The organism is Rhizobium sp. NPDC090275 (genome assembly GCF_044772225.1).
Lineage (GTDB): Bacteria > Pseudomonadota > Alphaproteobacteria > Rhizobiales > Rhizobiaceae > Rhizobium.
The window spans coordinates 1-12476 of sequence record NZ_JBIVYL010000001.1; the positions used below are offsets into that span (position 1 = coordinate 1).

Here is a 12476-nt window from a genome sequence, read left to right on the forward strand (position 1 = left end):
GGCCGTGAAACGCCCCTGCGCCTATGGTACTTCGTCTTAAGACGCGGGAGAGTCGGTCGCTGCCAGGTCTGCTAAACGCAACATAAAATCTTCTCTGATCGAAAACGGCCAAGGCCGAAACAAAAGGGCCGCCTAAAGCGGTCCTTTCTGCTTTCCAAAGGCCCAAATGCAGAGCAAAATGAATGGGTCAAGCACCTGAAACAAGGTGCGTCCCTTACAGGAACAAAACCCATAGGGTTTTGCTCCGGTAGTACCGGTAAACCCAAAGGGTTTAATCGGACGCGACAAAGCCGAAGGCTTTGCGCTGGCGCGGGGTGGAGCAGCCCGGTAGCTCGTCAGGCTCATAACCTGAAGGCCGCAGGTTCAAATCCTGCCCCCGCAACCAACATTCTTTTCAGAACCTCGACGTTATCGCTGGCGGGAAGACTTCATCTTCCCTGGCGATGGTAGCTCGTCGTCCTCAGGACCATAACCTGAAGGCCGCAGGGTCAAATCCTGCCTCCGCAACCAACATTCTTTCCAGAACAAACACGACAGACTTACCGACCCGCCTTAGGGCGCCGATTGTCGCGGATCTGCAGCAGGATGCTGCGACCGGCTGACAGCAATTCCATCAGGAAGGCGAGTAGCGAGAGCATTAGGGCGACGATGGCGCTGCCGAAGAACCAGACGAGGTTCAGCGGTCGAATGCGGATGGCAAGTGCGCCGGACAGCAGATTGAGGATCGCGCAGCAGGTGCAGATGCCGGCGATGACACCGAGGATAACGGCGATTTCGAGCACCAGCGTGCGCCGCCGCAAGTATATCAGTTGCCGCTCTCGCTTGTCGTCGGGCTCATTCTTCGCGACAACCTCGTTCAGCCGGTCGGAGACGCGCCCGAGCCGGGTGGCGTAGATGCCGACGAAGGCTGCCGTGCCCGCCAGCAGAAACACTGGCGCCAGCGAGGTCTGGATGATCCCGGCATAGTCGATGACGATTGTCGGGGCGTCCATCGGCGTCTCCTCGCAAGCCACGTGCGCATCGGCGCGATACTCGTCAGGAGCATGTCCTAGCGCAAGGATCGCTGCGATGGTCGGCTGAGACTAACGCTGACGACCCCGAAAGGGCAAGCCGGAAGCCGGCGGCCGGTCGCCAGTCGCCGGCAGCGAGGGCGGATGCAGTCTTGTAGTCGATGTCACTGCGGCTTCAAATCATAAGCCTGATGGGAGGCTCTCAAATCCGCGAGTGTCTTGCCGACGCAATTGCCGCCGCCTTCGCCGCCGACGACTGCCTTGGCTTGGCCGTCAAGCGAGATGGTGCCGGCGATGCGATCGGAGGCGACGTAGGTTGCGAGGCCTGCGTCGGTGACCCTGGAGAGGTAGAAGATGTGGGTCGTATCCTTCTGCTGGCAGTGGATGACGATGGGGAAGCTCTTCAAGGGATCATCGGCGGCGTAAGCGGCGGCTGTGCCGACAAGGTAGGGCAGGGCGATTGTGGTGGCCGCTAGCGGCAATGCCGACACGAGGCGTTTGGCGGAACGTCGAAGCGCAACATCTGTCATCGAGACCTCCTTTTTTCTGGTGCGATATCGTTTGCGATCTGGCCTAGAGCGCGAGGGCGGCGAGCGCGTCCCTGTCCATCAGTTGCACGCGCCGCTGCAGCTTGCCCTTGAGCCGGATGATGTGCCTCTCGCGCAGCTTGGTGAAGGAGCGGGCCACGGTTTCGATGGTCAGGCCGAGATAATCGGCGACGTCGCTGCGGCACATCATCAGGTCGAATTCGCTCTCGCCGGGGTGGCGTTCGGCCATCTCCTCGATGAAGACGGCGACGCGCTTCAAGGCGCTCTGCTCGATCATCGCCAGCTGCCGCGACTGCGCCTTTGCCAGATTGGCGAGCGCGATGTTGAGCAGGCTGCCCGTGGGTGTGCTGTTTGCTGCCGTGGCGAAAGGGCGGATCCTTGCCTCGCAGACGGCCTCGGCGAAGTCGGCACGGCAGTCGCCCTGTTCGAGGCCGAACCAATCGCCCTTGGCGCAGAAGGACAAGATGTGCCGGTGCCCGTCCGGCATGAGCCGGTAGATCCTGATCGCGCCGGCCTCCACCTGGTAGAAGGCGAGCACTTTCTGGCCCTCGCTATAGACGATCTGGTCCTGTTTCAGCCTGATCGTCTGGTCGGCATGGGCGGCAGGCTCGAAGGCGGGCGGGCGCGTGGGGACTTGGATAGGCTCCTGTCGCAGATCGTGAACATGCAACATCGTATCTCCCTCCATTCCCCACAGAATAAGCAAATCAGGCGGTGCAGCACATTCGAAATTCCCCTTACGTAGTGCTACGGAAGCTCTCCTCGCGCTCGGGGTGTATAACCGCCAAGCCCCACAAAACGACCGGGTCTTTCCGCAGGAGGGATCGATGGCAGCGAGCGACGGCGAGAATCGCGACGCCGAACAGAACCGTGCCGAGATCATCGAGCAGCTCGAGCGGATATTGAGAAGTCGCGAGTTCCAGGCGCCGGATCGCGGCCGTCGTTTTCTGCGCTATATCGTCGAAGAGGCGGTCGATGGTCGAGCCGAACGGCTGACCGCCTATAATATCGCGCAGGCGGTGTTCGGTCGCGGCGCGGATTTCGATGCGCAGAGCGATCCTGTTGTCAGGATCGAGGCAGGGCGCATCCGGCGTGCGCTGGAGCGCTATTACCTCGTCTGCGGAAGCGGCGACCCCGTGCATATCACCATTCCGAAGGGGCACTACGCGCCGCGTTTCGAGCGGCGAGCGGTGGCTGAGGGGGCGGAGAACGGGCCGGGCACCAGTTCCGGCGAGGCGAGCGGCCCGGCGCGGCCGGGGCGGAACGCGCGCAAGCTTGGCTATCGCGATCTTCTGGTGCCGGTCGGTGTTCCCGCCGTCTTCGCGGCGCTTGCCATGCTGGCGCTCATTCGTCCGCTTGAGGAGTATCTTGCGCCGGCGCCCAACCGACCGGCGGCGGCGCGGGATCAGGCAGGCGCTGCGCGTGTGATCGTCGAGCCGCTGGCTGTCCTCGGCGCCCCCTCAGGCGGCGCGGAGATCGCCAGGGGATTGAACGACCAGATCATCTCGCAGCTGACGAAGCTCGATGGCGTCATGGTCATGACGCCCGCCGGTTCTTCTCCCGCGGACGAGGCGGGGAATGCGGTGTTTGCCTTACAGGGCAATGTTACCTTCGAGGACGATGCGCTGCATGTGCAGCTGCGGTTGATCCGCAGCGCCGACGGACGGGTGATATGGGCCAAGCGGTTCGATCACGATACGACCGGCCAGAACGTCTTCGATCTGCAGGACGCGATCGGGACGCGTGTGGTCAAGGACATTGCCACGATCAGTGAAATCAAGGATGCATCGCAGCGGCGTTAGCAATGTCCGCTTGGCCGATCACGCTCTGTCGGTTCACTTTGGGCCGTTTACGTTCGGGCGCTCGGGGCTGAGGCCGGCCATCTCGTTGCCGACGCCCACCGCGCGCAGGCCGGTCAGCATCCGCTCCAGATCTTCCGGGCGCTGCATGCGTCGAGACAGCTCATCCCGGACGTTCTTCATCATCTCGGGCGCGTGGGCGTTCAGCCAGTCTCTCAGTTGCGCGGCTTCTTCGGTCTTGCCTTCCGCTCCAAGGATGGAGAGCAGAACCAGGCGGTGCATCGGGTTGTACTCCAGGTCAGACATACGCGACCAAAGCTCGGCCGCCTGCAGGTCACCACGCATGAAGGCGCAAAGCGCCATGCCGACTTCGTAATATCCCTTGGGGCCGGCATCCTTGTTGACGGCGCGGGAGACGAGTTCGCAGCCGGATTGCCACTTTCCGGACATGGCCAGCCGTAGGCCGTATTCGCCGGCGACCTCGGTGTCGTTGGCGTTGGCGGCATAGGCGGCGGCGCCGAGTTTCAGCGCCTTGTCGATATCGTTGGTGAAGAAGCTGACCAGCATCGCCGCCTGCAGCGCGCGGGTATTGTTTGGAGCGATTGCCGTGGCGCGCTCCGCTGCCTTCGTCGCCAGCGTCATGGTGTCGGGTGTTGGCCGCGCGCCGAGCTTGTAGCGGAACCGGATTTCATCGAGATAGACAAGCGATAGCAGTGCCCAGGATGTCGCGTTGTTTGGGAAGCGCGCGGTTGCGCGAAGAAGGCAATCGCGGGCGGCGGCATGGCTTTTTGCGTCCATTCCCCGGCGATAGCTGTAATAGGCGAGCGTGCAGTCGTAGGCGCCGCCCATTTCGCTCAAGGACGGTTCGGCGATCTTGTCGGTATCGGTGACGAAGATCGCGCCATAGGGCTGGGCCACCGACACCGCGATATCCTGTCCGATATCGGCCTGGATCTGCAGGATGCTCTTGGCGCCAAGATCGGCGTCGTAATTGTTCGCCCAGATGACAGCAGCATCGGAGCGCCGGATCAGCCTCGATATGGAGCGCAGCCTGTTGCCATCGCGCTGCACGCTGCCCTGCAAGGCAAAGCCGTGCAGGTTGCCGTCCTTGGCCCTCGATGGGTCGGCGACGACGATGATGTCGTCGAAGGTTGCGAGCTGACCGATGATCTCGTCCCTCAACCCCTGGGCGATATCGGCGGTGGCGCCTTCTTCTCCATCCGATTGGAAGTTTTCGACGACGATCATCGGGTTGGAGGTATCCGCGACCGGGGATTGCTGCGTTCCGGCCCGGCCGGTTAGCAAGCCCGCCGGCCAAAGGAGGTAACCGGCTGTCGCGGCGATCAGGAGTGTGGCGCCAAAGGCAAAAGCGGCGAATGATCTGGTATCTCTCGTCTTGCGATCGGCCGGTGCGCGTGCCGTCGCGGGCTCGGAACGAGGGGCCGGAGCGGCGGATGGATGCGATGGCTCGGCATAGTCGAAATGCGGGACGTAGCCGCCCTTGGGAATGGTGATCACGATCGGATCGGACTGCCCGGCGACGAGATAATAGCGCTCGAGGCCACGGCGAATGCGACCGGCTTCTATTCTGACGACGGGGTCGTTCTGTGCGTCGAACGAACTCTGCCTGCCGAAGATTTCATTGGCGATGGTGAAGGCCTTGAGGAACTGGGCGCGTCCCTCCAGGGTCTCGGTGACCACGAAGCGCAGGAACTTCCGGCCACGCTCGGGGGAATGAAACTCGTCGCTGGCGAGAACACGCTCGAGTTGCTGGAGGATATCGTCCGGTTTAGGTCCTGGTTCGCCCGAAAACTCGACCTTTGCGCTACTCATGATGCCCCTCCGACACGATCACGCAATCATCTTTAGTCTCTACTAATGGAGCATATCCCATAACCATGTGTGGTTTCAATGACTTTGTCGAACGCAGCTTAAAGTAGCCTGACCGGTACCGCTGGTAGAGCCGGGCTGCGAGGTGCTGCGGGTTGCGGCATGCCGCCTGACGTCAAGACCATGCGCAGCAGTTCGGCGAGGTTGCGCGCCTCCATTTTCGCCATGACGTTGGCGCGATGAACCTCGACCGTTCGCGCGCTAATGCCGAGGTTGAAGGCAATCATCTTGTTCTGCAGACCATCAAGAACAGCGGCCAGAACCTGGTGCTCGCGCTCGGTCAGCTGCCGCAGTCGATTGGCGACCATTTCGGTGTCGACTGGTGTGGGCGAGGGGGGCGTACGACGCGATGTGGCCTGGTTGATCGCGGCGATCAGCGCCTGGTCCTCGAACGGCTTCTTGATGAAGTCGGCCGCACCCGCCTTCATCGCCTGCACGGCCGTCTCCACGTCTCCGTCGCCGCCGACGAGGATCGTGGGGATGTTTGCGTTGAGCGCATTCAGTCGCTCCAGCAGTTGCAGCCCGTCCGTGCAGGACATCCGCGTGACCTTGACGAGGCATGCCCTGCCGGAGACGGGCAACTGATCCAGAAACGCCGACGCGCTCTCATAGGCGCGAACCGCGAAGCCCGAGGATATCAGCAGGAACGTCAGGGATCGCCGCGGTATCTCTTGGTCGTCGACGAGGTGCACGGTCAGGTCATTCGCCATCGAGTAAACTCTCCCTCAAATGCAACGAAAGCGCGAGAGCGCGGTTCCCCTGTCCACTCTCTCACTGACTGTATATTACCACTACACTGCGCTCTTCAGGCGTAGCATCGCGTAACATCTGTGGTAGCCGACACGTTGAAAACATTGATGTCGGACGTCTCAAGCGTCTGGATGCGTTGATCCGGCTCAATGCCGGTTATCCCCGGACGGCCTATCATCGCGGGACTTTCCCCAATTCGCGCCCCCAATTCTCGATGGAGCCCCTACGATGAGAAAGCTGGTTCTTGCGACAGGTATTGCGATCGCCGCCGTGATGGCGGCACCTGTCGGTGCGCAACAGGATCGCAAGGAATATCGGCGCATGAACTGGGCCGAAAACTTGCCCGATGCGGTGAAGATCTATCACGGCAAGCGGTTCTCGGTCGTCAGCTATCGCACGGCGATCGAAACCGGCGCGCTGCATCAGCCGGGCAAGCCGGATGAGGTGAAAGCCGTTCGGGCGGCTGCGCGATCCAACAAGTGGCTGGTCGAACAGCTGAAGGCGAAGAAGCTGACGCCTGATGATATCGAGTGGGTCACGCGGGCGCGCAACGGCAACCTCGTCTTCTACGTGGAATGACCGCGGCCTTCGCGATGGCCTCCTGACCAGCAATACCGCTTAGCGCATTGTTTGCGATCAATGACACGGCCGAACCCGTCCCGTTAGGCTCATCCCATCCATGGGTAGCAGGGCGATCGCTATCCCAGGCAGCTTGGAGGAGAGCGCGATGCGCGGTTTTGGGGTTCATTCGGAAGTCGGGAAGCTCAGAACGGTGATGGTCTGCCGACCGTCGCTCGCCCATCAGCGGCTGACGCCGGGCAATTGCCATGATCTTCTCTTCGACGACGTGCTCTGGGTTCACGAGGCGCAGAAGGATCATTACGACTTTGTGCTGAAGATGCAGGAGCGTGGCGTCGAGGTTCTCGAGCTGCACGACATGCTGGCGCAGACCCTGGTGGACAAGCCGGCGCGCGACTTCGTGCTCGATCGCCGCATCACGCCGAATGTTCTCGGCTCGCAGATCGCCGAGGCGGTGCGGCCCTGGCTCGACGAGATGCCGGCGACACAGCTCGCGGCCTTCATGATCGGCGGCATCGCGATCTCCGACCTTCCCGACGTCAAGGCGAAGACGCTGATGCTGAGCGCGCTGTCGGAGACCGAGTTCGTCATTCCGCCTATCCCGAACACGCTGTTCCAGCGCGATCCCTCCTGCTGGATCTATAATGGCGTGACCTGCAATCCGATGTTCTGGCCGGCGCGGCAGCCCGAGACGCTGATCCAGCGCGCGGTCTACAAGTTTCATCCGACGTTCCGCGACGGCGATTTCAAGATCTGGTGGGGCGACAGCGACGAGGATTTCGCCAACGCCTCGATCGAGGGCGGCGACGTCATGCCGATCGGAAACGGCACCGTTCTGATCGGCATGGGCGAGCGCACCACCTATCAGGCGGTTGGCCAGGTGGCGCGCGCTCTGTTCAAGAACAAGGCGGTTACCAGGGTCATCGGCTGCCTGATGCCGAAGAGCCGGGCGGCCATGCATCTCGACACGGTCTTCAGCTTCTGCGACCGCGATGTGGTGACGCTCTTTGCAGAGGTCGTCGATCAGATCCGCTGCTACAGCATGGTGCAGACCGATGACGACGGCAATTTCGACATTCATCCGGAGACGGAGCCGATGCTCGATATCGTCGCCAAGGCGCTTGGAGTCGGCAAGCTCAGGGTCGTGGAAACAGGCGGCAACGCCTACCAGGCCGAACGCGAGCAGTGGGACGACGGCAACAACGTCGTCGCCCTCGAGCCCGGCGTCGTGGTCGGCTACGACCGCAACACCTACACCAATACGCTTCTTCGCAAGGCGGGCATCGAGGTCATCACCGTTCGCGGTTCCGAACTCGGCCGCGGTCGTGGCGGCGGGCACTGCATGACATGCCCGATCTGGCGCGACCCCGCCTATTGATAGCAGACATCCTGAAACAGCCCTACGGAGCAAGACCATGAGCTTCAATCTGCGCAACCGTTCGCTTCTGACCGTGCAGGATTATACGCCACGCGAATTCCGCTATCTTCTCGATCTCGCGCGCGATCTGAAGCGGGCCAAATATGCCCGCACCGAGCAGCAGCACCTGAAGGGCAAGGAGATCTGCCTGATTTTCGAAAAGACCTCGACGCGCACCCGGTGCGCCTTCGAAGTCGCCTGCTCGGACCAGGGGGCGAACGTGACCTATCTCGATCCGTCCGGCTCGCAGATCGGCCACAAGGAATCCTTCAAGGACACGGCGCGCGTGCTCGGCCGCATGTATGATGCGATCGAATATCGGGGTTCGGCGCAGCAGGGGGTGGAGACGCTGGCGCGCTATGCCGGCGTGCCTGTCTATAATGGCCTAACGGACGAATACCATCCGACGCAGATGATCGCCGACGTGATGACCATGCGCGAACATGCCGACAAGCCGATCGCCGACATCAAATACGCCTATATCGGCGACACGCGCTCGAACATGGGCCATTCGCTGCTGATCGTGGGCTGCCTGATGGGCATGGATGTCAGGATCTGCGGGCCGAAATCGCTGTGGCCGGCCGAGGAATACATCAAGATCGCGAGGGAATTGCAGGAGCGATCCGGCGCGCGGCTTCTGATCACCGACGATCCGATGGAGGCGGTGAAGGGCGTCGATTTCATTCACACCGACGTCTGGGTGTCGATGGGCGAGCCGAAGGATGTCTGGCGCGAGCGCATCAAGCTGTTGACGCCCTATCAGGTCAACGAAGCGCTGATGAAGGCGAGCGGCAATCCGCAGACCAAGTTCATGCATTGCCTGCCGGCCTTCCACGACACGGAGACCACACTGGGCAAGCAAATTGCCGAGGATTACGGCATGAGCAATGGCCTGGAGGTGACCGGCGAGGTGTTCGAATCCGAGGCCAACGTCGCCTTCGAGCAGGCGGAGAACCGGCTGCACACGATCAAGGCGCTGCTTGTCGCGACATTGGGAGACTAGGATGCGGATCGTCATCGCGCTTGGCGGCAACGCTCTTCTCCGGCGCGGGGAAGCGATGACCGCGGATGTTCAGAGACGCAACACGCGGGTGGCGGCCGAGGCGATTGCGCCGCTGGCCGCCGAGCATCAGCTCATCGTCACCCATGGCAATGGTCCGCAGGTCGGCTTGCTTGCGCTGCAGGGCGCCGCCTACAAGCCGGACGAGGCCTATCCGCTCGACGTGCTCGGTGCCGAGACGGAGGGGATGATCGGCTACATGCTGGAGCAGGAACTCGGCAATGTGCTGCCTTTCGAGCAGCCGCTGGCGACGCTGCTCACCATGGTCGAGGTCGATGCCGACGATCCGGGCTTTACGAACCCCACGAAGTTCGTCGGCCCTGTTTACGAGAAGGCGGATGCCGATCGCATCCGCTCTGAAAAGAACTGGGTGTTCAAGCAGGATGGCGACAAGTGGCGCCGGGTCGTTGCCTCACCGCTTCCCAAGCGTATCTTCGAGATCCGGCCGGTGCGCTGGCTGCTCGAGCAGCGCACTATCGTCATCTGCGCCGGCGGCGGCGGGATTCCCACCATGTACGAGAAGGGCAAGGAGCGCCACCTGGTTGGCGTCGAAGCCGTCATCGACAAGGACCTCTGCTCGGAGCTGCTGGCGCGCGAGATCGGCGCCGATCTGCTGATCATGGCGACCGACGCACCGGCCGTCTGCCTCGATTGGGGCAAGCCGTCGCAAAAGGCGATCCACAAGGCCCGTCCCGGCGACATGAAGCAGTTCGACTTTCCGGCGGGCTCCATGGGGCCGAAGGTCGATGCCGCCTGCCATTTCGCCGAGACGACGGGCAAGGCGGCGGCGATCGGGGCGCTTGCGGATATTGCCGGCATGGTGCGGGGCGAGCTGGGCACGATCATCGATGGCCGCTTCGGTGGGCTAAGCTGGCACGGTTGAATGGGCGGACCCGAAGTAGCACGAGGATTATAGCGAGGCAGCGGGGCGTATCGGCGCCCCGTTTTGCGTTTCGACGCTTTGCGTGCGCGTGACATCGCCGTTTCGCCGTTGCCAGACATAGACGGGAATGCCGAGCATCAGGAGGACCATGCCATAGAGCACCGGCTCGGCGCCCGAGCCATAGAGCGTGAACATGGCAAAGAGGAAGGCGATCAATTCGATGACGGTGACGCGGGGCGTCTTTTGCCCGTTGCTCAGCCGCGAGGCGACAAGGGTGCCGGCGAGCGCGCAGAAGGCGTAGGGGACGACTGCGGTCATCGTGCTCAGCCCCACCATCAGCCGGTAGACCGCCGCAAAGCTATCGGAGCCGACCGCCTGCACGAGGACGAGCAAGGTCGCGAAGGTGGCCGAGACCACCATGCCGATGGCAGGCACGCCGCGGCTGGAGAGGCGGGCGAAGAGCGGCGGAAACAATCCATCGCGGGCGGCGGCCATCGGCACCTGGCCCATCAGCAGCGTCCAGCCGTTCAGCGCGCCGATCGAGGAGATCACCACCGCGATCGAGATTGCCAGTTCGCCGCCACGCCCCCACATCAGCCCCGCCGCTTCCGAGAAGGGGGCGACGGAGTGGATGAGTTGCGGGCGCGGCACGACGCCCATCACGACGACGGTGCCAAGCACATAAAGAGCCGCGGCGATGGAGATACCGAGCACGGTCGAACGGGGGATTGTTCGGCGCGCGTCTCGGACATCGCCAGCGGGAACGGTGGCCGATTCCAGACCCAGATAGGCAAACATGGTCAGCGGCGCCAGGGCCGCGAAGGATTGCAGCAGTGACTGGCCGCTGGGGTTGAATTCGGCGAAATGCGAGGTGTCGATATAGAGGAGACCGATGATGGCGACGGCGCCGAAGGGGATGAGCTTGGCATAGGTCGTCACCTGCGCGAAGAGCCCGGCCGCGTGGACGCCGCGCAGGTTGACGAGCACGATCGTCCAGATGACGCCGAGCGTCAGGATCGTTGCCGTCAGCCGGTTGCCGAGCGCGGGGAAGAGATCGATCATCACGCCGGTAAAGGCGATGGCGATGACGGGAAGCGACGACCAGATCGAAATCCAGTAACCCCAGGCGATGAGAAAGCCGGCGAAATCGCCATAGGCAAGCCGCGTATAGGCGTAGGGACCGCCAACGGCCGGCACCATGCCGGCAAGCCGCGCGAAGGTGAGACCAAGGCAGATCGCACCTGAACCCATGATCATCCACACCAGGATCGCCAGATTGCCATAAGGGGCGACCGCGGCCGGCGACAGATAGAAGCCAGACCCGACCATGTTGCCGACGACGATGGCGGTACAGGCGGCGAGCCCGAGGCTTTTGCCGTTCTGCGAGGTCGTCATGAAATCCCTCCCGAAGATCGGTTCACCGCTGTGGACGATAGCCGTCGGATGGTCCGGGATAGCGTCCCGGCTTGTGCGGCCACGGGCATCCTCTTCCCAATCCGCAGGGCTCGCAATCCGGATCAATGCGTAGTACGCCGCCACGCCTGAAGCCTTCACCATTCGTGTGAACGCGCTAAAATGAGATGGGCAGACAAGCGGAGACAGTGATGCGGAACGAGCAGCGCTTTTTGACCATATCGATCGTAGCGACCGTCGTGGTGGCGGCTCTCGGCATCGTCTTCGGCATCATATCGGGCTCATTTTCCATCGCCTTCGACGGCGTCTATTCGCTGGCCGATGCGGCGATGACCGGGCTTGCGCTCTGGGTGTCGAGCCTGATCGTGCGGTCGGCGGAGAGCAATGCCAAGTCCGGCCGCATCCGCAATCGCTTCACCATGGGCTTCTGGCATCTGGAGCCCATCGTGCTTTTGCTCAACGGTTGCCTGCTGATGACGGTGGCCGTCTACGCGCTGATCAATGCCGTCATCAGCGTCATCAATGGCGGGCATGAGCTGCATTTCGGCGCCGCGATCGTCTATTCCGGCGCCACGCTTGTCGTCTGCGTGGTCATGGCGTCGATCGGCATTGCGTTGAACCGCAGCCTGAAGTCCGATTTCATCGCGCTCGATATCAAGGCCTGGATCATGTCCGGCGGTATCGCGTTTGCGTTGCTTGTCGCCTTCGTGATCGGTCTCGCGGTGCTGCCGACGCCGATGGCCTGGATCGCCCGATATGTCGACCCCGTGGTGCTCGGCCTCGTGTGCCTCGTCATGATCCCGCTGCCTATCTGCACGATCTTGAAAGCGCTGAGCGAGGTGCTGCTGATCGCGCCCGTCGATCTGCAGGAGCATGTCGACCAGGTGGCGTCGGACACCGTCAAGCGCCTTGGCTTCCTCTCCTATCGCGCCTATGTCGCGCGCGTCGGCAGGGCGACCGAGGTCGAGCTCTATTTCATCGTTCCGGAGGGACTACCCGCCAAGACGATCGAGGAGTGGGACGCGCTGCGCGACGATATCGGCGACCGGATCGGCGGCGAGGGGGCCAATCGCTGGCTAACGATCGCCTTTACCGCCGATGCCGAATGGGCCGAATAGGCACCGTTT

At 62.5% G+C, this 12476-nt stretch carries 12 protein-coding genes and 1 tRNA gene; 7 read left to right on the forward strand and 6 right to left on the reverse strand.

Features of this window, described 5'->3' with window-relative positions:
* The first annotated feature begins 308 nt into the window (after window positions 1–308).
* A tRNA-Met gene (locus tag ACIQUB_RS00005) sits at window positions 309–385 on the forward strand.
* Window positions 386–539: 154 nt separating this feature from the next.
* Here ACIQUB_RS00005 and ACIQUB_RS00010 read toward each other — a convergent pair.
* The 3 genes from ACIQUB_RS00010 to ACIQUB_RS00020 form a co-directional block, all read right to left on the reverse strand.
* Window positions 540–992, reverse strand: coding sequence for a DUF2721 domain-containing protein (locus ACIQUB_RS00010; protein WP_113235373.1), 453 nt, complete (start codon window positions 990–992; stop codon window positions 540–542).
* Between the two features lie 182 nt (window positions 993–1174).
* Window positions 1175–1540 carry a hypothetical protein gene (locus ACIQUB_RS00015; protein WP_402928156.1) on the reverse strand — a complete coding sequence of 122 codons (366 nt, stop codon included), beginning with the start codon at window positions 1538–1540 and terminating at the stop codon, window positions 1175–1177.
* A gap of 43 nt (window positions 1541–1583) precedes the next feature.
* A complete protein-coding gene (locus ACIQUB_RS00020) occupies window positions 1584–2231 on the reverse strand; it encodes a helix-turn-helix domain-containing protein (RefSeq protein WP_113235372.1) in 648 nt (215 codons plus the stop codon).
* A 154-nt stretch (window positions 2232–2385) separates the two neighbouring features.
* On the opposite strand from ACIQUB_RS00020, the gene ACIQUB_RS00025 reads away from it, so the two are divergent.
* Entirely contained in the window at window positions 2386–3360 is a 975-nt protein-coding gene (locus ACIQUB_RS00025) for a hypothetical protein (RefSeq protein ID WP_113235371.1), read from the forward strand.
* Window positions 3361–3393: 33 nt separating this feature from the next.
* Here ACIQUB_RS00025 and ACIQUB_RS00030 read toward each other — a convergent pair whose 3' ends face one another.
* Both ACIQUB_RS00030 and ACIQUB_RS00035 read right to left on the reverse strand, forming a co-directional pair.
* Window positions 3394–5190, reverse strand: a complete 1797-nt coding sequence (locus tag ACIQUB_RS00030) for a hypothetical protein (protein WP_402928160.1) — start codon at window positions 5188–5190, stop codon at window positions 3394–3396.
* Between the two features lie 98 nt (window positions 5191–5288).
* The gene (locus ACIQUB_RS00035) at window positions 5289–5957 is read right to left on the reverse strand and encodes a LuxR C-terminal-related transcriptional regulator (protein WP_113235369.1); all 669 of its coding nucleotides are present in this window, start codon (window positions 5955–5957) and stop codon (window positions 5289–5291) included.
* Window positions 5958–6225: 268 nt separating this feature from the next.
* Here ACIQUB_RS00035 and ACIQUB_RS00040 point away from each other — a divergent pair, with 268 nt between their 5' ends.
* The 4 genes from ACIQUB_RS00040 to arcC all read left to right on the forward strand — a co-directional run bounded on the left by ACIQUB_RS00040 (window position 6226) and on the right by arcC (window position 9936).
* On the forward strand, window positions 6226–6576 hold the full coding sequence (locus ACIQUB_RS00040; RefSeq protein WP_113235368.1) for a hypothetical protein: 351 nt from the start codon (window positions 6226–6228) through the stop codon (window positions 6574–6576).
* 148 nt (window positions 6577–6724) lie between these two features.
* Complete coding sequence (arcA, locus tag ACIQUB_RS00045; protein ID WP_018896898.1) at window positions 6725–7954, forward strand: arginine deiminase; 1230 nt, start codon at window positions 6725–6727, stop codon at window positions 7952–7954.
* 37 nt (window positions 7955–7991) lie between these two features.
* On the forward strand, window positions 7992–8996 hold the full coding sequence (locus ACIQUB_RS00050) for an ornithine carbamoyltransferase (protein WP_113235367.1): 1005 nt from the start codon (window positions 7992–7994) through the stop codon (window positions 8994–8996).
* A gap of 1 nt (window position 8997) precedes the next feature.
* Window positions 8998–9936 (forward strand): carbamate kinase, encoded by a 939-nt coding sequence (arcC, locus tag ACIQUB_RS00055; RefSeq protein ID WP_112980756.1) that lies wholly within the window; start codon window positions 8998–9000, stop codon window positions 9934–9936.
* 27 nt (window positions 9937–9963) lie between these two features.
* Here arcC and ACIQUB_RS00060 read toward each other — a convergent pair whose 3' ends face one another.
* Entirely contained in the window at window positions 9964–11331 is a 1368-nt protein-coding gene (locus ACIQUB_RS00060; protein ID WP_113235366.1) for an amino acid permease, read from the reverse strand.
* 209 nt (window positions 11332–11540) lie between these two features.
* On the opposite strand from ACIQUB_RS00060, the gene ACIQUB_RS00065 reads away from it, so the two are divergent.
* Window positions 11541–12467: a cation transporter gene (locus ACIQUB_RS00065; protein WP_113235365.1), complete on the forward strand. Its 927-nt coding sequence runs from the start codon at window positions 11541–11543 to the stop codon at window positions 12465–12467.
* Window positions 12468–12476 lie beyond the last annotated feature (9 nt).

Bases quoted from the DNA above. Each gene is read 5' to 3' on its own strand.
- ACIQUB_RS00015 (WP_402928156.1), bottom strand. From the start codon at position 1,540: ATGACAGATGTTGCGCTTCGACGTTCCGCCAAACGCCTCGTGTCGGCA.
- ACIQUB_RS00040 (WP_113235368.1), top strand. From the start codon at position 6,226: ATGAGAAAGCTGGTTCTTGCGACAGGTATTGCGATCGCCGCCGTGATG.
- ACIQUB_RS00010 (WP_113235373.1), bottom strand. From the start codon at position 992: ATGGACGCCCCGACAATCGTCATCGACTATGCCGGGATCATCCAGACC.
- ACIQUB_RS00020 (WP_113235372.1), bottom strand. From the start codon at position 2,231: ATGTTGCATGTTCACGATCTGCGACAGGAGCCTATCCAAGTCCCCACG.
- arcA (WP_018896898.1), top strand. From the start codon at position 6,725: ATGCGCGGTTTTGGGGTTCATTCGGAAGTCGGGAAGCTCAGAACGGTG.
- ACIQUB_RS00035 (WP_113235369.1), bottom strand. From the start codon at position 5,957: ATGGCGAATGACCTGACCGTGCACCTCGTCGACGACCAAGAGATACCG.
- ACIQUB_RS00030 (WP_402928160.1), bottom strand. From the start codon at position 5,190: ATGAGTAGCGCAAAGGTCGAGTTTTCGGGCGAACCAGGACCTAAACCG.
- ACIQUB_RS00065 (WP_113235365.1), top strand. From the start codon at position 11,541: ATGCGGAACGAGCAGCGCTTTTTGACCATATCGATCGTAGCGACCGTC.
- ACIQUB_RS00025 (WP_113235371.1), top strand. From the start codon at position 2,386: ATGGCAGCGAGCGACGGCGAGAATCGCGACGCCGAACAGAACCGTGCC.
- ACIQUB_RS00060 (WP_113235366.1), bottom strand. From the start codon at position 11,331: ATGACGACCTCGCAGAACGGCAAAAGCCTCGGGCTCGCCGCCTGTACC.
- ACIQUB_RS00050 (WP_113235367.1), top strand. From the start codon at position 7,992: ATGAGCTTCAATCTGCGCAACCGTTCGCTTCTGACCGTGCAGGATTAT.
- arcC (WP_112980756.1), top strand. From the start codon at position 8,998: ATGCGGATCGTCATCGCGCTTGGCGGCAACGCTCTTCTCCGGCGCGGG.